The organism is Pseudomonas sp. FP2338, from assembly GCF_030687515.1.
GTDB lineage: Bacteria > Pseudomonadota > Gammaproteobacteria > Pseudomonadales > Pseudomonadaceae > Aquipseudomonas > Aquipseudomonas salomonii.
The window spans coordinates 6,391,877-6,412,114 of sequence record NZ_CP117436.1 but is presented as its reverse complement, the minus strand read 5'-3'; the positions used below and the strand labels follow the sequence as shown (position 1 = coordinate 6,412,114).

18 protein-coding genes are annotated in these 20,238 nt (G+C 60.9%); 11 read left to right on the top strand and 7 right to left on the bottom strand.

All coding sequences use genetic code 11. The features are described 5' to 3' along the window. Window positions 1-19 precede the first annotated feature (19 nt). A complete protein-coding gene (locus PSH96_RS29190) occupies window positions 20-1,231 on the top strand; it encodes an N-acetylmuramoyl-L-alanine amidase (protein WP_305456711.1) in 1,212 nt (403 codons plus the stop codon). On the opposite strand, the gene PSH96_RS29185 is transcribed toward PSH96_RS29190, so the two are convergent. Beyond that, entirely contained in the window at window positions 1,228-1,596 is a 369-nt protein-coding gene (locus tag PSH96_RS29185) for a glutamine synthetase (protein WP_305456709.1), read from the bottom strand. The two genes, PSH96_RS29190 and PSH96_RS29185, sit on opposite strands and share 4 nt — an antisense overlap. Before the next feature lie 126 nt (window positions 1,597-1,722). On the opposite strand from PSH96_RS29185, the gene dksA reads away from it, so the two are divergent. From dksA to PSH96_RS29165, 4 genes are read left to right on the top strand one after another with little or no spacing between them, the layout of a single operon-like run. Next, window positions 1,723-2,127 carry an RNA polymerase-binding protein DksA gene (gene dksA / locus PSH96_RS29180; protein WP_305456708.1) on the top strand — a complete coding sequence of 135 codons (405 nt, stop codon included), beginning with the start codon at window positions 1,723-1,725 and terminating at the stop codon, window positions 2,125-2,127. 27 nt (window positions 2,128-2,154) lie between these two features. Then, window positions 2,155-3,360 (top strand): zinc metallochaperone GTPase ZigA, encoded by a 1,206-nt coding sequence (gene zigA / locus PSH96_RS29175; protein ID WP_305456706.1) that lies wholly within the window; start codon window positions 2,155-2,157, stop codon window positions 3,358-3,360. Next, window positions 3,360-4,004, top strand: a complete 645-nt coding sequence (locus tag PSH96_RS29170) for a DUF1826 domain-containing protein (RefSeq protein WP_305456704.1) — start codon at window positions 3,360-3,362, stop codon at window positions 4,002-4,004. The genes zigA and PSH96_RS29170 overlap by 1 nt, the downstream gene beginning before the upstream one ends. A 42-nt stretch (window positions 4,005-4,046) precedes the next feature. Further along, window positions 4,047-5,009, top strand: coding sequence for a GTP-binding protein (locus tag PSH96_RS29165; protein ID WP_305456702.1), 963 nt, complete (start codon window positions 4,047-4,049; stop codon window positions 5,007-5,009). Here the strand turns inward: PSH96_RS29165 and PSH96_RS29160 are convergent. After that, on the bottom strand, window positions 5,003-5,398 hold the full coding sequence (locus tag PSH96_RS29160; protein ID WP_305456701.1) for a DUF3301 domain-containing protein: 396 nt from the start codon (window positions 5,396-5,398) through the stop codon (window positions 5,003-5,005). The two genes, PSH96_RS29165 and PSH96_RS29160, sit on opposite strands and share 7 nt — an antisense overlap. 117 nt (window positions 5,399-5,515) lie before the next feature. On the opposite strand from PSH96_RS29160, the gene pdxY reads away from it, so the two are divergent. Beyond that, window positions 5,516-6,388 (top strand): pyridoxal kinase PdxY, encoded by an 873-nt coding sequence (pdxY, locus tag PSH96_RS29155; protein ID WP_305456699.1) that lies wholly within the window; start codon window positions 5,516-5,518, stop codon window positions 6,386-6,388. Between the two features lie 130 nt (window positions 6,389-6,518). Here pdxY and PSH96_RS29150 read toward each other — a convergent pair whose 3' ends face one another. Then, a complete protein-coding gene (locus PSH96_RS29150; RefSeq protein ID WP_003213461.1) occupies window positions 6,519-7,004 on the bottom strand; it encodes an acyl-CoA thioesterase in 486 nt (161 codons plus the stop codon). 291 nt (window positions 7,005-7,295) lie between these two features. Here PSH96_RS29150 and PSH96_RS29145 point away from each other — a divergent pair, with 291 nt between their 5' ends. Further along, a complete protein-coding gene (locus PSH96_RS29145; protein ID WP_305456696.1) occupies window positions 7,296-9,059 on the top strand; it encodes a cation:proton antiporter in 1,764 nt (587 codons plus the stop codon). A gap of 166 nt (window positions 9,060-9,225) precedes the next feature. Here PSH96_RS29145 and PSH96_RS29140 read toward each other — a convergent pair whose 3' ends face one another. The 3 genes from PSH96_RS29140 to uvrD form a co-directional block, all read right to left on the bottom strand. Beyond that, window positions 9,226-9,633: an SMI1/KNR4 family protein gene (locus PSH96_RS29140; protein ID WP_017739032.1), complete on the bottom strand. Its 408-nt coding sequence runs from the start codon at window positions 9,631-9,633 to the stop codon at window positions 9,226-9,228. Between the two features lie 135 nt (window positions 9,634-9,768). After that, window positions 9,769-10,641, bottom strand: coding sequence for a Tim44 domain-containing protein (locus PSH96_RS29135; protein WP_305456693.1), 873 nt, complete (start codon window positions 10,639-10,641; stop codon window positions 9,769-9,771). A 301-nt stretch (window positions 10,642-10,942) separates the two neighbouring features. Then, entirely contained in the window at window positions 10,943-13,126 is a 2,184-nt protein-coding gene (uvrD, locus tag PSH96_RS29130) for a DNA helicase II (RefSeq protein ID WP_176992479.1), read from the bottom strand. 279 nt (window positions 13,127-13,405) lie between these two features. On the opposite strand from uvrD, the gene PSH96_RS29125 reads away from it, so the two are divergent. The 3 genes from PSH96_RS29125 to PSH96_RS29115 all read left to right on the top strand — a co-directional run bounded on the left by PSH96_RS29125 (window position 13,406) and on the right by PSH96_RS29115 (window position 17,713). Further along, complete coding sequence (locus tag PSH96_RS29125) at window positions 13,406-16,279, top strand: bifunctional diguanylate cyclase/phosphodiesterase (RefSeq protein ID WP_305456689.1); 2,874 nt, start codon at window positions 13,406-13,408, stop codon at window positions 16,277-16,279. Window positions 16,280-16,441: 162 nt separating this feature from the next. Beyond that, the gene (gene hexR / locus PSH96_RS29120; protein WP_003177007.1) at window positions 16,442-17,308 is read left to right on the top strand and encodes a transcriptional regulator HexR; all 867 of its coding nucleotides are present in this window, start codon (window positions 16,442-16,444) and stop codon (window positions 17,306-17,308) included. Window positions 17,309-17,518: 210 nt separating this feature from the next. After that, a complete protein-coding gene (locus tag PSH96_RS29115) occupies window positions 17,519-17,713 on the top strand; it encodes a PA3496 family putative envelope integrity protein (RefSeq protein WP_074854535.1) in 195 nt (64 codons plus the stop codon). Here the strand turns inward: PSH96_RS29115 and PSH96_RS29110 are convergent. Next, a complete protein-coding gene (locus PSH96_RS29110) occupies window positions 17,643-18,617 on the bottom strand; it encodes a LysR family transcriptional regulator (protein ID WP_305456686.1) in 975 nt (324 codons plus the stop codon). The genes PSH96_RS29115 and PSH96_RS29110 overlap by 71 nt on opposite strands. A 196-nt stretch (window positions 18,618-18,813) precedes the next feature. Here PSH96_RS29110 and PSH96_RS29105 point away from each other — a divergent pair, with 196 nt between their 5' ends. Further along, window positions 18,814-20,229, top strand: a complete 1,416-nt coding sequence (locus tag PSH96_RS29105; protein WP_003213442.1) for an acetyl-CoA carboxylase biotin carboxylase subunit — start codon at window positions 18,814-18,816, stop codon at window positions 20,227-20,229. Window positions 20,230-20,238: the final 9 nt, after the last annotated feature.

Sequence of the window (20,238 nt, the reverse complement as noted above, 5' to 3'; positions counted from 1 at the left end):
TTTATTTGCGGTGTTTTTCATGCACAGACGTCAGCTTCTCAATCTGCTGCTGGTCAGCCCTCTGTTCACTTTTCCATTGGGTGCGTTTGCCACACAGATTCGTAATGCGCGCTTGTGGCGCTCCGACGACAAACTGCGGCTGGTGTTCGACCTCAGCGGCCCGGTGCAATACAAGACCTTCTCCCTGACGTCGCCGGAGCGCGTGATCATCGACCTGAGCGGCGCCGGGCTCAGTGGTGACTTCTCTCAGTTGGCGTTGAAGAACAGCGGGATTACTTCGATTCGTTCGGGGCATTTCGGCAAGAGCGATACGCGCATCGTGCTGGACCTGGCCTCGCCGATGCAGCTCAATAGCTTTCTATTGCCGCCGCAGGATGGCCAAGGCCATCGGCTGGTGCTCGACCTGACCAGCGCCACTCACGCGCCGCGCCAGATTGCAGCGCAGCCGACGCCGTTAGTCGCCCCAGTCGACAAGGCCCATCCCAAGCGCGACATCATTGTGGTGGTCGACCCCGGCCACGGCGGCAAAGACCCTGGCGCCATCGGCTCCAAGGGCCAGCGCGAAAAAGACGTGGTGCTGTCCATCGCCCAACTGCTGGCCAAACGCTTGAAGCGCGAGAAGGGCTTTGACGTGAAGCTGGTGCGCAACGACGACTTCTTCGTGCCGCTGCGCAAGCGCGTGGACATTGCCCGTCAGCACAAGGCCGATATGTTTATCTCAGTGCATGCCGACGCCGCGCCACGGCTCACCGCGTCGGGCGCTTCGGTGTATGCGTTGTCTGAAGGCGGCGCCACCTCTGCTACCGCGCGCTTTATGGCGCAGCGTGAGAACGGCGCCGACCTGCTGGGCGCCACCACCTTGCTCAACCTCAAGGACAAGGACCCGATGCTCGCCGGGGTGATTCTCGATATGTCGATGAACGCCACCATCGCCTCCAGCCTGCAGCTGGGCAGCTCGGTGTTGGGCAGCCTGCAAAGCATCACCACGCTGCACCAAAAGCGCGTGGAGCAAGCCGGGTTTGCGGTGCTCAAATCACCCGACGTGCCGTCGATCCTGGTGGAAACCGGGTTTATCTCCAACACCCAGGACGCCCAGCGGCTGGTGACAGCGCGTCATCAACAAGCCGTGGCGGATGGGCTGTTCGACGGCCTGAAAAAATACTTCGAGAAGAACCCGCCGATGAACAGCTACATGGCTTGGGTTCAGGAACAGAAGAGCGGCCAGGTCTAACAGCCGGCTACGCGGCTGCACGTGAACTTGGCGCTGGCACCACCCGAACTGGAAAACCGGTTGATGGTGGTCCAGCCCACGCGGCGCGTGTAGCCGACCCACGCCTCACCATCGGACGCCAAACCGGTAAAGAACGTCAGCTGCCCGTAGCGACTGCTGGTCTGTGCCCAATAGCGTTTGCCGATCACTTCAAAACCGCGCAAATACGTGGTGCTGCCAACCGTCGCCACGCTGTAGGCATTGCCCAGCGGGTCTACACAGGCCAGCAAGTTGGCGCTGCGCGTGCAGTTCGCCAACAGGCTCGGCGTTTGCGCGCAGGCAGTGCCTGCCACGCCCAGTAACAGGGCACACACCAGGGTTTTCATAGCGCCTCTCGGGCAAGAAAGTGTTCCAGCATTGCGCCCTTCGTCGTGGCGAGCAAGCGGGGATTGGCTTATTTGTATTGTTATACTATAACATTAAAAGACAGCCTGACCCGTGAACCGCTTCCCATGACTGAACAAGACCTTTTGGCCCAACCGCCCGCCGACTACATGAATGACGCTCAGCAAGGTTTCTTCCGAGCGCTGCTGTTGACCCAGCGCGACGCATTGCAGGCGCGTATCGAGGCCGAGTTTTTGCTGCTGCGCGAGCAGGAAACCAACAGCGACCTGGCCGACATCGGCAGCGCCGAAGAGCAGCGCCAATGGCAGCTGCGCCTGCTGGAGCGTGAAAAAAAGCTGTTGGACAAGATCGACGATGCCCTCGAACTGCTGGCCCGCGGCGAATACGGCTGGTGCCGCGAAACCGGCGAGCCCATCGGCCTGCAACGCCTGCTGCTGCGGCCCACCGCCACCCTGTGTATCGAAGCCAAAGAACGTGAAGAGCTGCGCGAACGCCATAAACGGGCGATTTGACCGGCCAACCCTGATGAGGACTACCTGATGACCAATCGCCTTCCCGTTACCGTGCTGTCCGGCTTCCTCGGCGCCGGTAAAAGCACGCTGCTCAACTACGTTCTGCGCAACCGCGAAAACCTGCGGGTGGCGGTGATCGTCAACGACATGAGTGAAATCAATATCGACGGCAGCGAGGTGCAGCGCGACGTCACCCTGAATCGCTCCGAAGAAAAACTGGTCGAGATGAGCAACGGCTGCATCTGCTGCACCTTGCGTGAAGACTTGCTGGAAGAGGTCACAAAGCTCGCCAAGGAAGGTCGCTTCGATTACCTGTTGATCGAATCCACCGGTATTTCCGAGCCGCTGCCCGTGGCCGAGACCTTCACGTTTCGTGATGAAAACGAGCAAAGCCTGGCCGATATCGCACGCCTGGACACCATGGTCACCGTGGTCGACGGCATGAGCTTCCTGCTCGATTACCAAGCTGCCGAAAGCCTTGCTTCCCGGGGTGAAACCCTGGGCGAAGACGACGAGCGCTCCATCACCGATTTGCTGATCGAGCAGATCGAATTCGCCGACGTGATCCTGATCAGCAAGATCGACCTGATCAGCAGCCGCGAACGCGAGGAGTTGATGGCCATCCTTGAGCGCCTCAATGCCCAGGCGGAAATCATCCCGATGGTGATGGGCGAAGTGCCGCTGAACAAGATCCTCAACACCGGCCGCTTCGACTTCGAACGCGCAGCGCAAGCGCCAGGCTGGCTGCAGGAGTTGCGCGGTGAACACGTGCCGGAAACCGAAGAATATGGCATCGCCTCCACCGCTTACCGCGCGCGTCGGCCGTTTCATCCGCAACGCTTCTTCGACTTTATCGACCGCCCTTGGGTGAACGGCAAACTGCTGCGCTCCAAGGGCTTTTTCTGGCTGGCGAGCAAGCATCAGGATGCGGGCAGTTGGTCCCAGGCCGGCGGCTTGATGCGCCATGGCTTTGCCGGGCGCTGGTGGCGTTTTGTGCCGAAAAGCCAGTGGCCGCAAGACGAAGAAAGCGTGGCGGCGATCATGGGCAACTGGCAATTGAGCACCGGCGACTGCCGCCAGGAGTTGGTGTTTATCGGGCAAAACATCGACTTCGCGCAGATGCGCGCCGAGCTGGACGCGTGCTTGCTTAATGATGAAGAAATGGCCCTGGGCGTCGAAGGCTGGCGCCAGTTGGCCGACCCCTTTGGCCCTTGGTATGAGCAGGTAGCCTGATGCTGGCCCCGGTAATTCCCTTACGCCCGGTGATCCGGCAGACCCGTGGTGAAACCCCGCTGGCGCTGTCGGACATCCTCGAAAACGACGTCAACCTGGCGCTGTGGCAGCGCCAGTTGCCCCTGCATATCGCAGAATTCGGCGCCTTGCTGGTGGCGCTCAATGAACCGTTGGCGGATTCCATGGTGATTGAACTCGACAACGAAGACGCTGCGCCCAATTTGCAGGGTTTGGCCTCCAGTTGCCACGATCTTGAAGGCTACGAGGGGTTTATCGCCGATGTGTCCTGGCTGGTCAGCGCGTTTGCGTGTTTGCTCGGCGCCAAGCGCATTGGCGTGCGTTTGCGGCTGCTGGACAAGGCCATGTGCCCGCGTTTTCACGTCGACCATGTGCCGGTTCGGCTGATCACCACCTACGCTGGCATCGGCAGCCAGTGGCTGCGCGAAGGCGTGATGGACCGGCGTAAACTCAGCCAGCCCGACGCGGAACCCACCGAGTGTATCGAGCAGGTCCACTGCGGCGAAGTGGCCCTGCTCAAGGGCACAAAATGGCACGGCAACGAGAACCATGGCTTGATCCATCGCTCACCCGCGCTCAAGGCCGACGAGCGCCGGTTGATCCTGACGCTGGATTGGCTTGCATAACCGCGTAGGATCAAGCGCTCTACCCGGTCAGATGATGTCCCGATGCTGCAGAACATTCCCACTCACGTGATTGCCGGGCCTTTGGGCGCCGGCAAGACCAGCCTGATCAAACACCTGCTGGCCCAACGCCCGGCCAACGAGCGCTGGGCCGTGTTGATCAATGAGTTCGGGCAAATCGGCCTGGACGCTGCCTTGCTTACACAGGATGACGACGGCATTGCCTTGGGCGAAGTGGCCGGTGGCTGTTTGTGCTGTGTGAACGGTGCACCGTTCCAGGTAGGGCTTGGCCGCCTGCTGCGTAAGGCCAAGCCGGATCGGCTGTTTATCGAGCCTTCGGGCTTGGGTCATCCGGCGCAGTTGCTCAAGCAATTGCGCGAGGCACCATGGCAGGGCGTGCTCGCGGTTCAGCCGTGTGTGTTGGTATTGGATGCCCAAGCGTTGGCAGCGGGCAGAGCATTGCCGCAAGCACAGCAGGAAGCGCTGGCCAGTGCCGGTTTGCTGGTACTGAACAAAGATGAAGCGGTGGATGCCTCACAGCGCCAGGCCATAGAACAGCAACTCCCTGCTTGCCCGATTTACTGGACCCGCCAGGCGCAATTGCCGCTGACGCAATTGCCCGGCCTGAATGCACAGGCTGGCGCAGCTGTGGATAACTTCGACGTACCTGAAGGCCTGGCACAGATGCCGGCGATCTGGACGGATCCTGCGTTGCCCATTTGTTTGAGCCAGGCCCAGGAAGGCGGCTGGAGCATTGGTTGGCGCTGGCATCCGAGCCAGTCGTTCGACATTGCGCGCCTGCACCGCTGGCTGTCAGGCCTTGAATGGCGCCGTGCCAAGCTGGTTATCCACAGCGGCGATACCTGGGTGTCGGCTAACGCTGTGGACAATAGTCCACTCACCTGGCAACCCAGCGAGTGGCGCCGCGATTCACGTATCGAATTGATTTTTAGCCAGCCACAGGACGTGGCGGGGCTACAGAGCGCGCTGGCCGCCTGCCGTCAGTGACGGGTCTTGCTGGCGTGGTCCTGGCGCCATTGGCTCAGCTCGATGACTTCGGCGCTGGGCAGCGGCGTTTTGATTTCGAACGGGTAGGGCGCCAATTCGATCTGCGCGCTGTGGGCGCCGAACTGAGTGATAGTCCCAGGATGACGAGCTTCGCCGGTCACGGTGAACTCAAAGTTATAAATGCGCGCCAGGCGGCGCCGACCATTGGCATCTTTCACAAAACCGATGCGTTTGAGCGCCACTGCGCCGTCGAGCAGTTCGATATCGAGCTTGGCGCAATGCTGCTTGACCCGCTCCAGCGCCTTTTCGCGCAGGCCGTGGTTGTGCCACATCCAGGCGGCACCGGTCGCCAACAGCATCAACACGAAGATGTTTCCCAGGGTCAGCATGCGATGAACTCCAACAAAGTGAGAGCAGCTTAACTGTGTCGCTGGTCTGTCGTACAGGCTGCGTTTAGTCGCATACTGCGCGGCCAGAATTCAAACGGCTTTACGGAAATCTCCCGCATGAAACGCACACCTCATCTGCTTGCGATCCAGTCTCATGTGGTCTTTGGCCACGCCGGAAACAGCGCCGCCGTGTTCCCCATGCAGCGGGTCGGGGTGAACGTCTGGCCGCTGAACACGGTGCAGTTCTCCAATCACACCCAGTATGGCCAGTGGGCGGGCGAAGTGCTGGCGCCGCAGCAAATTCCGGCGCTGGTAGAAGGCATTGCCGCGATTGGCGAACTGGGCAACTGTGATGCGGTGCTGTCCGGCTACTTGGGCAGTGCCGATCAGGGCCGCGCGATTTTGACCGGCGTGGCACGTATCAAGGCCATCAACCCTAAAGCCCTGTACCTGTGCGACCCCGTCATGGGCCATCCGGAAAAGGGCTGCATCGTGCCCCAGGAAGTCAGCGATTTCCTGCTGGACGAGGCGGCGGCCATGGCGGATTTCCTGTGCCCCAACCAACTGGAGCTGGATAGCTTTGCCGGGCGCAAGCCGCAATCGCTGTTCGATTGCCTGGCGATGGCCAAGGCGCTGTTGGCCCGTGGGCCGAAGGCGGTATTGGTTAAACACCTGGATTACCCGGGCAAGCTGCCCGAGGGTTTCGAGATGCTACTGGTTACCGCTGAAGGCAGCTGGCACTTGCGTCGGCCGTTGCTGGCGTTCCCGCGTCAGCCGGTGGGCGTGGGCGACCTGACGTCGGGGTTGTTCCTGGCGCGTGTGCTGTTGGGTGACAGCCTGTTGGCAGCCTTCGAATTCACCGCCGCAGCGGTGCATGAAGTGCTGCTGGAAACCCAGGCCTGCGCCAGTTACGAGCTGGAGCTGGTGCGGGCTCAGGATCGTATCGCCCATCCGCGTGTGCGCTTCGAAGCAACACCCATCAGCCTGTAAGCACACAAAACCCAATGTGGGAGCTGGCTTGCCTGCGATAGCGGTGTGTCAGGCGACAAAGATGGCGACTGTCAGGCCGTCATCGCAGGCAAGCCAGCTCCCACATTCTATTGGGTTTACAGCTCGGGATTTATGGCCCGTCGGCCTTGATTTCCTGGTAACGCTTCTCCAGCTCCTGACGGATCTGCCGGCGTTGCTGCGCCTGTACAAACCGGCGCTTGTCTTCGCTGTTCTGCGGCTGCAGCGGCGGTACGGCGGCGGGTTTGCGCTGGTCGTCCACGGCAACCATGGTGAAGAAGCAGCTGTTGGTATGGCGCACCGAGCGCTCGCGGATGTTTTCGGTCACCACCTTGATGCCCACTTCCATCGATGTGTTGCCGGTGTAGTTGACCGAGGCCAGGAAGGTCACCAGCTCGCCGACATGAATCGGCTCGCGAAAAATCACCTGGTCGACCGACAGCGTGACCACATAACGGCCCGCGTAACGGCTCGCGCAGGCGTAGGCCACTTCGTCGAGGTACTTGAGCAGGGTGCCGCCGTGTACATTGCCTGAGAAGTTGGCCATGTCAGGGGTCATCAATACCGTCATCGACAGCTGGGCGTTTCCGGGTTCCATAGCACACTCACGGGTTGTAGGCATTGGTTGGGGGACACCTCTACGGGTGCTGGAATCTTTACAGCGCTCTCCCTAACGGGACGCCGATGGGCGGCTTGCCGTCACGCGAATGCCGATCTGTTTCCATATATTGCACCGGCTTTCTGCCGGAAGTCGCGGTGTTAACCTTCAAAAGCCCATCTCAGGGCATTTCTTACGATCAAGGCAGACTTTTCCTTCCGCGCTTTGCGACTGTCCAAGGGCGCGTGCGGAAGTGGGAAAAGCGCCAGTACCCTCAAGGAGCCCCTCGCCATGCACGCCATCAGCTTTATCCAGGACTTGGCCGTGATCATGTTGGTGGCAGGGGTTGTCACCATCCTGTTTCACCGCCTCAAGCAGCCGGTGGTGCTGGGCTATATCGTCGCCGGGTTCATCATCGGCCCCCACACGCCGCCGTTCGGCCTGATCCACGACGAAGACACCATCAAGACCCTCGCTGAGCTGGGAGTGATCTTCCTGATGTTCTGCCTGGGCCTGGAGTTCAGCCTGCGCAAGTTGTTCAAGGTCGGCGCCACGGCGTTTATTGCGGCCTTCCTGGAAATCATTCTGATGATCTGGATCGGCTACGAGATCGGCCGCTGGTTTGACTGGAACACCATGGATTCGCTGTTCCTCGGCGCCATTCTGGCGATATCTTCGACCACCATCATCGTCAAGGCACTCAATGACCTGAAGATGAAGAACCAGCGTTTTGCCCAGCTGATTTTTGGTGTGCTGATCGTCGAGGACATCCTGGGCATCGGCATCATTGCCCTGCTGTCGAGCATCGCGGTCAGCGGCACGGTGAGTTCCGGCGAGGTGTTCTCCACGGTCGGCAAGCTGTCGCTGTTCATGATTGTGGCGTTGGTGATCGGCATTTTGCTGGTGCCGCGCCTGCTGGCCTATGTGGCCAAGTTTGAAAGTAACGAGATGCTGCTGATCACCGTGCTGGGCCTGTGTTTCGGCTTTTGCCTGCTGGTGGTCAAGCTTGAATACAGCATGGTGCTGGGCGCGTTCCTGATCGGCGCGATCATGGCCGAATCTCGCCAGTTGATTAAAATTGAACGCCTGATCGAACCGGTTCGCGACATGTTCAGCGCAATCTTCTTTGTCGCCATCGGCTTGATGATCGACCCGCAGATCCTGCTGCAGTACGCCTGGCCAATCGCGGTGATTACCGTGGCGGTAGTGCTGGGCAAGATGCTGTCCTGCGGCCTCGGTGCGTTTATTGCCGGCAATGATGGCCGCACCTCACTGCGCGTGGGCATGGGGCTGTCACAGATTGGCGAGTTTTCCTTCATCATCGCCGCGCTGGGGATGACCTTGCAGGTGACCAGTGACTTCCTGTATCCGGTGGCGGTGGCGGTTTCGGCGATTACCACACTGCTCACGCCTTACCTGATTCGTGGCGCTGACCCGTTGTCGTTGAAGATTGCCGCGGTAATGCCCAAGCGCATGAGCCGGGTGTTCGGTCTGTATGGCGAATGGTTGCGCAGCATTCAGCCTCAAGGTGAGGGCGCGATGCTGGCGTCGATGATTCGCAAGATCATCCTGCAAGTGGGCGTGAACCTGGCATTGGTGATCGCGATCTTCTTTGCCGGCAGCTTCTTCGCGGCGCGCATTGGCGGGTATCTGGAAGGCTGGGTCAATGATCCGAGCTGGCAGAAGGCATTGATCTGGGGTGGGGCGTTGCTGCTGTCGCTGCCGTTTCTGATTGCGGCGTACCGTAAGCTCAAGGCGCTGTCGATGTTGCTGGCGGAGATGAGTGTGAAACCGGAGATGGCCGGGCGGCATACTCAGCGTGTGCGACGGGTGATCGCGGAGCTGATCCCGATCCTGTCGCTGCTGGTGATCTTCCTGCTATTGGCAGCCTTGTCGGCCAGTATATTGCCGACCAACAAGTTGCTGGTACTGATTGCCGTGGTCACGGCGGCGGTGGCGGCGGTGCTCTGGCGGTGGTTCATCCGCGTGCACACGCGGATGCAGGTCGCCTTGCTGGAGACCCTGGATAACCACAAAGATACGTCGGAGCACTGATGCCATTCGTGGCGAGGGAGCTTGCTCCCGCTGGGGTGCGCAGCGACCCTAAAACAGTCACCTCGCCACACTTGGAAAAACGCGTTGCCCTGGTTGGGGCTGCTTCGCAGCCAAGCGGGAGCAAGCTCCCTCGCCACCAAAGCGGGGTCACCTAAGGTTTTCGGACTCAGCTTTCCAGCCAGACGTCCCGCGCCCAGTGCCACACCGATTCCCAGGTTTCTTCGGTGACCAGTTCCTCTTCGCCTGACCACAGCACCACGGTGCCGTCTTCTTCGACGCAGTAGTAGTCATCGCCGTCCTGGCAGATCGGGATCATGCTGCGGTCAACACCGGCGTCCCAGGCGTTGGCGGCAACGTCCGGCAGGTAGGTGTGGGACTGCGGGTCGGTGACGGTCACCGGTTCCAGGCTGCCGTACACCACGTCGCTGACGGTCAACAGGAATTCACGGAAGACAAACGGGATGTCGATGAACAGTTGTTCCTCGATTTCCACCAGTTGGTCTTCGTCAGGCAGCTCCAGAGGAACCGGGACCGGTTCGTTGGCTTCACGCAATTGTTCGATGATTTCTTCCACGGCCGGGATCCTCTTGCTAGTTGGCGCGGTTAATAGGGCGTTTTATACAGTAGCTCGCTATAAGTGCAACCGCGAAATAGAAAACCCCGGAACATGTCCGGGGTTTTTATTACCAAGTGCTCAAGCGTGCGGTTATCAGCCGTTCTGGCGGATACCGGCGACCAGCCAAGGCTGGTTCTCGCCTTGCGGGCGTTCCATGTTCCAGCTTTCGCTGAACACTTCGCCCTGGTCGAAGCGCGAGGACTTCGACACACCGCTGAAGGTCAGGGTGGCGATGGTCTTGTCGGCGCGATCATCCACACCGTCCAGCTGCACGCGCAGGTCGTCGATGTAAGTCGACTGGAACGCATCGCCGATTTCGGCACGTTCGCGCTTGAGGAACTCCAGCAGTTGCGGGGTTACGAACTCGGCGATCTTGTCCATTTCGTTGGCGTCCCAGTGCTGCTGCAGGGACTGGAAGTGGCTGCGGGCCGCTTCGACGAAACGCTCTTCGTTGAACCAGGCCGGTGCATTGATTACCGGACGGGCGGCGGCAGGCGCTGCCGAACCACCGAAGATCGAGCCCATGGCTGGTTTTTGCTCGAACACTTCACGCTGCATCGGCGCGCCGGCGGGGGCCAGGTGCTCCTGCTGCTTGCGTCGACGGGCGGCGATAAAGCGGAAGATCACAAAGGCGATGACCGCCAGGATCAGGATGTCGAAGATCTGCATGCCCTGGAAGCCGCCGCCCATGAACATGGACGCGAGCAGGCCACCGGCGGCGATACCGGCCAGAGGGCCTAACCAGCGCGAAGCACCGCCGGCCTTGGCAGCAGCGCCAGCGGCACCGGCTGCACCAGCGGTCGCAGCTGCGCCGCCCACGCCACCGGCGGATGGAGCCATTTGGCTGGTCTGGTGAGTCGGAGCCGAGCCCATGCTTTTGCCGCCACCGAAGCGCTTGGCGTTGGCGTCGAGACTCATCGTCAGGCCGATGCACAACGCCATGGCGATGCTAAGAAAACGTTTCATAAAGGGAATTCCCATTTGTGGATTGCACGCGCGCCATGTTGCACAGGTGTCGTGACAGTGGCTAGCGACATAATGTTTCGGGCTTTTGCGTAAGACCGATTCAGAATGGCCCGTAGGACTTATCTCAGATATTGGCCCGCGCTTGGTAAAAACAAGGGCGGGCCATCAACCTTCATGTAACGCGAAGTTTCATCAGGAGGGCGATGTGTGGCGAGGGAGCTTGCTCCCGCTGGGCTGCGAAGCAGCCCCAATCAGGCAAACGCGCTCCAGCGGGAGCAAGCTCCCTTGCCACAGACGATCGTCAGATTGCTTCGAGCTTCGCGTAACCCATCATCAGCCACTTGCTGCCTTCGGCGAAGTTCACCTGCACCCGTGCCTGGGCGCCAGCGCCTTCGAAGTTAAGGATTACACCCTCACCGAAGATCGCATGCTTGACCTGCTGGCCAAGGCTGAAGGGCGTTTCCGGAATCTCGGAACCGGCGAACATGCTGCTGGAGTTCTGCTGCTGGCCGCCGCCGAACGGTCGGCTGACGCTGTTGGACAAGCGCACTTCCTGGATCAGACCTTTCGGCACTTCACGTACGAAGCGCGACACCTTGTTGTAGGTCTCGCTGCCGTACAGACGTCGGGTCTCGGCGTAGGTCATCACCAGGTTCTGCATGGCGCGGGTGATGCCCACGTAGGCCAGGCGGCGTTCTTCCTCAAGGCGGCCGGGCTCTTCCAGGCTCATCTTGTGCGGGAACAGGCCTTCTTCCATGCCCACCAGGAACACATACGGAAATTCCAGGCCCTTGGCACTGTGCAAGGTCATCAGCTGGATGCTGTCTTCATGCTCATCGGCCTGGGTATCACCGGCTTCGAGCGACGCATGGCCGAGGAAGGCGGCGAGCGGCGTCAGCTCTTCATCTTCCTCGGTGTTTTCAAATGCGCGGGCCGCGCTGACCAGTTCCTCAAGGTTTTCTACCCGGGCCTGGCCTTTTTCGCCTTTTTCCGCTTCGTGATAGGCGATCAGGCCGGACTGCTCGATCACGGTCTGGGTCATCAAGTGCAGCGGCATTTCTGCGCACTTGGCCGCCAGGTTCTCGATCAACTCGACAAACACACCCAACGCCCCGGCAGCACGCCCGGTCAGGCCCTTGTTGGCGATCAGCAAGCGCATGGATTCCCACATCGACACATCGGCGTGGCGGGCGTGGTCGCGAATCGCTTCAACGGTTTTCTCGCCGATGCCACGTGCCGGGATATTGATCACCCGCTCCAGCGCCGCATCGTTGCCACGGCCTTCCAGCAAGCGCAGGTAGGCCATGGCGTTCTTGATTTCGGCACGTTCGAAGAAGCGCTGGCCGCCATAGATGCGGTACGGAATGCGCTCGCGCAGCAAGGCTTCTTCCAGTACCCGCGACTGGGCGTTGGAGCGGTACAGAATCGCGATATCGCTGCGCGCCAGGCCGGTTTTCAACGCGCTTTCGATGGTTTCCACCACGTAGCGTGCTTCGTCGTGTTCATTGAACGCGGCGTACAGGTTGATCGCTTCGCCTTCGCCGCCATCGGTCCACAGTTCTTTGCCCATGCGCCCGGTGTTGTTGGCGATCAAGGCGTTGGCGGCCTTGAGGATGCCGGCGGTGGAGCGGTAGTTCTGTTCCAGGCGGATGGTGATCGCGTCCGGGAAATCGTCGGAATACTGGTAGATGTTCTCGATTTTCGCGCCGCGCCAGCCGTAGATCGACTGGTCGTCGTCGCCCACCACCATCAAGCTGTCGCCGCCCTTGGCCAGCAGGCGCAACCAGGCGTACTGCACGGCGTTGGTGTCCTGGAACTCGTCCACCAGAATGTGCCGGAAGCGTTTCTGGTAATGGGCCAGCAAGCCTGGGTTGTCGCGCCACAGGTCGAGGGCGCGCAGCAGCAGCTCGGAGAAGTCGATCACCCCGGCGCGCACGCAGGCGGCCTCGTAGGCTTCATAAATGCTGCGCATGGTGGCCAGGAACAAATCGCCGCTGGCCTGGATATGTTGCGGGCGCAGGCCTTCGTCTTTTTGGCCGTTGATAAACCATTGCGCCTGACGCGCCGGCCAGCGTTGCTCGTCCAGGCCCAGCTCGCGGATCACCCGCTTGACCAGGCGTTGCTGGTCATCGCTGTCGAGAATCTGGAAGGTCTGGCTCAACCCTGCTTCCTGCCAGTGCGCCCGCAACAGGCGGTGCGCCAGGCCGTGGAAGGTGCCCACCCACATGCCGGCCGGGCTGATGCCCATCAGTTGCTCGATGCGGTGGCGCATCTCGGCAGCGGCCTTGTTGGTGAAGGTCACCGACAGGATGGAGTGCGGGGACGCGTTTTCGACCTGGATCAACCAGGCGATACGGTGCACCAGCACTCGGGTTTTACCGGAGCCAGCACCGGCCAGGACCAACTGACGGCCAACGGGGGCTGCGACAGCCTGGCGTTGGGCATCGTTGAGGGAGTTCAGCAAAAGGGAGAGATCATCGCGCATCGGCGCATTCTAGGGTGCTGCGGGGAGTCGGGCAAATCCCAATGCCGGGTGGTCGATACAAAACATTCCGGGCGATCCTGGCCGCGCAAACATTCTGCTGGCGGTGATGACCGGTTGGTCATGGCCCACAGCCCGCGCACTGTCTAGCTCAAGCGCTTTGGCCGCGAAGTTTGCAGGTAAAAACCGTGGGGTTTTTATGACTTGGAGCAGTTTGGCCCAAGCGTTTGCTTGTGTATGCTCCGTCCACGTTTCGGGCTCACCATTATAAGAACACTGCCTATGACCCTCAGTCCCGACCTGTTTGGCCCCTCGGTGGCGCCCGCGCAGGTCATCCGTAAACATTACGCAACCGAGATGGCGGTCGAACGCACTCGCCTGTTGTATCAAGGCTCGTTGCTGCCGACGTTATTGATGCTGGTCAACGGCCTGGTCTGCGCCTGGTTGCTGTGGAACCCCAAGCAATACCTGTTGGACAGCATCTGGCTGGTCTGGCTGCTCGCCCTGGTGGCCCTGCGTGTGATCCAGGTGGCGGCGTTCGATTCGGCGATGCCCAGCCGCCAGGCCCTACCGATCTGGCGGCGCATGTTCATGCTCGGCTCGGCGGTCAGTGGCTTGACCCTGGCCACCGCCGCCATCGCTCTGGTGCCGGCGGACAGTTTTATGCAACAGGCCTGGGTGTTCGGCCTGATCGGCGCCGCGACGCTGTCGGCCAGCGTGGCCTATGCCGTGAGTTTGCCGGCGTTCCTGTCCTTTGCCGTGCCGTGTCTGGTGCCGGCCGTTGTCTATCTGTTCTGGAACGGCACTGCGCAGCAACAAGGTTGGGGCGTGCTTGGCCTGATCCTGCTCGCGTCTTTGAGCCTCGTGGCCTGGCAGGTTAACCGCCTGATCCAGCGCGGCTTGTTGCGACGCTTTCAGAACCAGGCGCTGATCGAGCATCTTCAACAGGCGCAGCAACGCAGTGAACAGTTGAATCAGGAACTGGTGCGCGAAGTCGGCCAACGTCGCCAGGCCGAACAGGAATTACGCGACGCCCAAATCGGCCTGCAAGACCGCGTGACGCAACGCAGCCAGGAGCTGGACGCCGCCAGCCTGGCCCTGAATAAAAGTGAAGCGCGCCTGGCCATGGCCCTGCAAGCCAGTGAGTTGGGCCTGTGGGACTGGAACCTGCAAACCGACGAGGTGCATCACACCCAGCTCAAAGAGTTGTTTGGCCTGGAGCCGGAATACGTCACGGCGATGCTCAGCCACCTCAAGCCGCGCCTGCACCCCGAAGACCTGCCGCTGCTCAAGCGCGCGCTGGTGGAGCACCTCAAGGGGCGCAGCGAGGATTACCAGGTGGAATACCGCGTGCGCCATGGCGACGGCCACTGGGTGTGGATCGAAGACCGTGGCCGCGCCGTGGAGCGCACGCCCGGCGGCCGCGTCACGCGCATGCTCGGCACGCGCCGCGACATCAGCGCCGACAAGGCTCTGGAGGAACAGCAACGCCTGGCCTCGACGGTGTTCGAAGCAGCCAGCGAAGGCATCGTGATTCTGAACCCCGAGTACGTGCTGATCGCCGTTAACCAGGCCTTCAGTCGCGTCACCGGCTTTGAAATCGACGACATGATCGGCCGCAATGTCGTCGAACTACCCAGCAGCCGTGACGCCCGCCGCCACTTCCCGGTGATTCGCCAGGCCCTGCTCAGCCATGGCACCTGGCAGGGCGAGTTGGTGGAAACGCGCAAGAACGGCGAGCTGTACCCGCAGTGGCTGCAATTGAATGTAGTGCGCGATGCTCGGGGAAAAGTCAGCCATATTGTGGGCTTCTTCGCCGATTTGTCGGCGCGGCGTGAATCCGAGGAGCGCATGCGCTACCTCACTCACTATGACGAGCTGACGGGCCTGGCCAACCGTTCGCTGTTTCGCGAACGCCTGCGTGAGGCGCATGCGCGGGTGCGGCAGGGCGGGCGCAGCCTGGCGCTGCTGCACATCAACCTGGACCGCTTCAAGCTGCTCAACGACAGCCTCGGCCATGAAGTCGCCGACCAACTGTTGCAGAAAATGGCCCGTCGTCTGATCAATGCCTTGCCCGAAGCCGACACCATCGCACGCCTGTCCGGTGATGAGTTTGCCGTGCTGTTCGATGCCTACGGCAGCCTGTCGAGCCTGGCACGGGTGGCCACGCGGCTGCTCGCCAAGTTGCGGGTGCCGGTGACGGTGGAGGGGCATGAGCTGGTGGTCAGCGCCTCAATGGGCGTCAGCTTGCTGCCGGACAATGCGCGGGAAATTTCTGCGCTGGTCAGCCAATCCAACATGGCCATGCAGCACGCCAAGCATTTGGGCGGTAACAATTTCCAGTTCTACACCGACAGCCTGCAAGCCAGCACGCTGGAGCGTTTGCAGCTGGAAAACCACCTGCGCAAGGCTATCGACGAGCGCCAGCTCACGGTGTTCTACCAACCGAAACTGTGCCTGGCCACGGGCAAGTTGAACGCCGCCGAGGCGCTGGTGCGCTGGGAGCATCCGCAGTGGGGCATGGTGCCGCCGGGGGACTTTATCGGCTTGGCCGAGGAAACCGGTCTGATCGTGCCACTGGGCGAATTCGTGCTGCGCCAGGCTTGCTGGCAGGCGTGCGAGTGGCAGCGCCAGGGGCTGGCGCCGATCCGCGTGTCGGTAAACCTTTCCGTGCATCAGTTGCGCCAGGGCAAGTTGGTCAGCCTGGTGCGCCAGGTGCTGGAAGAAACCGGCCTGGATCCGCAGTACCTGGAGCTGGAGCTGACCGAAAGCCAACTGCTCGACAGCGTTGAGCACATCATTGCCACCTTCCAGCAATTGCGCGACTTGGGCGTGAAGTTGGCCATCGATGACTTCGGCACCGGGTATTCGTCCCTCAGCTACCTCAAGCGCATCCCCGTGGATTACGTGAAGATCGACCAGACGTTTATCCGGGGGCTTGGCCAGGGCCGGGAAGATGCGGCCATCACTCGCGCAATCATCGCCATGGCCCACGGGCTGGCGCTCAAGGTGGTGGCCGAAGGTGTGGAAGACCAGCAGCAGCTGGATTTCCTGCGCGGCGAACGCTGCGATGAAGTACAGGGTTACTTGATCAGTCGGCCGATGGCCGCTGAAGGGTTGGCAGATTTATTACGAAAAAATGCAGACTTTCCTTAAAGACCGCCACGCCGCCCCTGTGGCTACAAGGCGGCTGCCCGCTGATTCAAAGGGCATCAGGGCGATTTAGTGATGCATCGGGCGGGCAAAACGGTAATTCTTGTAGTATAACTACAAGCTTGCTACATCCCTGGCGTCTGCCAATAACAAGAGTCCTGCCCTTTGAACCTGTTGCAACATATCGCCCAGTCGCGCCACCTGTTACGCAAATCGGAACTCAAGGTTGCCGATCACGTGCTGCTTGACCCTGCGGCCGTGATGCACAGTTCCATGGCCGACCTGGCCCACAGCGTGGGCATCAGTGAGCCGACCATCGTGCGCTTTTGCCGTGCCATCGGTTGTTCCGGGTTCCAGGACTTGAAACTCAAGCTGGCGCAAAGCCTGGCGGCCGGCGCGAGCTTCGGGCAGTTTGCGATCCATGAAGACGATTCTGTCGCCGACTACAGCCTGAAAATCTTCGACACCACCTTGCACACGCTGATGGAAGTGCGCGAGAAGCTCGATCCGGTTGAGCTGCAAAAGGCCGTGACCGCCATGTCCCAGGCCCAGCGTGTAGAGTTTTATGGTTTTGGTGCTTCGGGTGCCGTCGCCGCTGATGCCCAGCACAAATTCTTCCGCCTGCTGCTCACCGCCGCGGCCTACAGCGACCCGCACATGCAGGCGATGTCGGCGGTGACCTTGAAGCCGACCGACGTGGCCATCTGCATTTCCCAGTCCGGGCGCTCCAAAGACCTGCTGATCACCGCCAACCTGGTGCGTGAAAGCGGCGCTTCGTTGATCACCCTGTGTCCGAGCCAGACGCCGTTGGCGGAGCTGTCGACGGTCAACCTGGCGATCGACGTGCACGAAGACACCGAGATCTATACGCCGCTGACCTCGCGTATCGCCCACCTGGTGGTGATCGACGTGCTGGCGATGGGCGTGGCCATGGCGCGCGGGCCGAGCCTGGTCAACCACCTCAAGAGTGTGAAGCGCAGCTTGCGCAGCCTGCGGTTGTCGCCCAAGTCCGTCAAAGCCCTCGACGACTGATTCGAGGTCGTCCTCGGTCAAATGTGGGAGCTGGCTTGCCTGCGATGGCTGTGTATCAGTCGCCGGATATGTCAGCTGACCCACCAGCCAGCTCCCACAGTGGTATTGCGCTGATGCTGGAAGATTCATCGTCCTGTAACCCTCGCGCCGCCAAACCGTCATCCCTTGCGCCCATTCTGTACTCCCCGTACTCGCATTGGGAGACTCGAAATGGCCCGGCACTACGAAGACAGCAGCACCGTCAAAACCCGTCGTCAGCAAGAAGACCAGCGCCGCATGGCGTTCCGTCGCGCAATCGAAGACCGTTGCGAGGAGCGCCAACTGCTCCAGAGCATCAGTGACTACCCGGAACTCCACTGGCAGGCACCCGCGGCTGCCCAGCGAAGCGCTCAGCCAGCGCGCTGATCTGCACCCGTTCGCTGCGGATAAAGCCCAGGAACGCATGGGCCACCGGTGACAGGCGCTTGGCTTTGGCTTGCACCAGGCACCAACTGCGGTACAGCGGCAGCTCTTCCACCGGCAGCTCCTTGAGCCCGCCGGTGGCCAGTTCCAGGTTGACTGCGTGGCGCGTCAGCAACGCCACGCCCAACCCTGCGCTGACGCACTCACGCTGCGCCTCGGCCGAGGCCACTTCCACCGTCTGGGTGAAGTGCACGCGTTTTTCCTTGAAGTACTCCTCGCAGGCCAGCCGCGTGCCGGAACCTGGTTCGCGGATGAGCAGCGTGTAGGGTTCCAGGTCTTGAAGGCGCAGCGGCCCTTGCAGGCTCAGCGGGTGATCGAGCGGCGCCACGGCGACAATCGGGTTGTTCAGGAACGGCAGAAATTCCAGGCCCATGTCCTGAGGCACCATGGACATGATCACCAAGTCATCACGGTTGTCCGAAAGCCTGCGAATCACCTGGGTGCGGTTAACCACCGTGAGGTGCAACTGCACCTCCGGGTGCTGGCGTTTAAAGGCTGCGAACAGGTGCGGCACGAAGTACTTGGCGCTGGATTCCACCGCCAGTTTCAGTTGGCCTTGCAGTGAGCCCTGCATGTCCGACAGCTGCATATCGAGGTTCTCCAGGCGCCCGAAAATATCCCGGCTGGCGCGCTGCAAGGCCTCGGCGGCTTCAGTCATGTAGAGCTTTTTGCCGACGTAATCGAACAGCGGCTGGCCGATCAGCTCTTCAAGCTGGCGAATTTGCAAGCTCACGGCGGGTTGGGTGAGAGACATTTCCTCGGCTGCGCGGCTGTAGGAGCGTAAATCACACACTTCATTGAAAATCTGCAATTGACGCAATGTCATACGCATCAATGACTTACGCATTATTTAAATCCTCTCGCCCTGGGCCGTCCGGCCAACTATAAGTCTTTACTTATACACAACCCAATAATTATTGATTTTTGTTAATCCTCCGGTGCGCATAGTGTGTGTCTCGCGACTGTCATGAAACATTTGGTCACGCGCCGACCCGGATCCAACGGGTCGTAGAACGCAGCAATCGGCTCAAGGGAATTTCCAAGTGATAAAAAAGATCCTGATCGCCAACCGTGGTGAAATTGCCGTACGAATCGTGCGTGCCTGCGCCGAGATGGGCATTCGCTCGGTCGCGGTTTACTCGGACGCCGACCGCCACGCGTTGCACGTTAAACGTGCCGACGAAGCCCACAGCATTGGTGCCGAGCCGCTGGCCGGTTACCTGAACCCGCGCAAACTGGTGAACCTGGCCGTGGAAACCGGTTGTGACGCCTTGCACCCAGGCTATGGTTTCCTGTCGGAAAACGCCGAATTGGCAGACATCTGCGCCGAGCGCGGGATCAAGTTCATCGGCCCGTCGGCCGAAGTGATCCGCCGCATGGGCGACAAGACCGAAGCGCGCCGCAGCATGATCAAGGCCGGTGTGCCGGTCACGCCGGGCACCGAAGGCAACGTCGCCGATATCGCCGAAGCCCTCACCGAAGGCGACCGCATTGGTTACCCGGTGATGCTCAAGGCCACCTCCGGTGGTGGCGGTCGCGGCATCCGTCGCTGCAACAGTCGCGAAGAACTTGAACAAGCCTTCCCCCGTGTTATTTCCGAGGCCACCAAAGCCTTCGGTTCGGCGGAAGTGTTCCTGGAAAAATGCATCGTCAATCCCAAGCACATCGAGGCGCAGATCCTCGGTGACAGCTTTGGCAACGTGGTGCATCTGTTCGAGCGCGATTGCTCGATCCAACGGCGTAACCAGAAGCTGATCGAAATTGCCCCCAGCCCGCAACTGACCCCGGAACAGCGCGCCTACATCGGTGACCTGTCGGTGCGCGCCGCCAAGGCGGTGGGTTACGAGAACGCCGGCACCGTGGAGTTCCTGCTCGCCGAGGGCGAGGTGTACTTCATGGAGATGAACACCCGCGTGCAGGTAGAGCACACCATCACCGAAGAAATCACCGGCATCGACATCGTGCGTGAGCAGATCCGCATCGCGTCGGGTCTGCCGCTGTCGGTGAAACAGGAAGACATTCAGCACCGTGGTTTCGCGTTGCAGTTCCGCATCAACGCCGAAGACCCGAAGAACAACTTCCTGCCAAGTTTCGGCAAGATCACCCGTTACTACGCGCCCGGCGGTCCCGGCGTGCGCACCGACACGGCGATCTACACCGGCTACACCATCCCGCCGTTCTACGATTCCATGTGCCTGAAACTGGTGGTGTGGGCGTTGACCTGGGAAGAAGCCATGGACCGCGGCCTGCGTGCCCTGGACGACATGCGCCTGCAAGGCGTGAAGACCACCGCCGCCTACTACCAGGAAATCCTGCGCAATCCGGAATTCCGCAGCGGCCAGTTCAACACCAGTTTCGTGGAAAGCCACCCTGAGCTGACCAACTACTCGATCAAGCGCAAACCCGAAGAGCTGGCCCTGGCCATCGCCGCCGCCATCGCCGCCCACGCAGGCCTGTGAGGAATACAA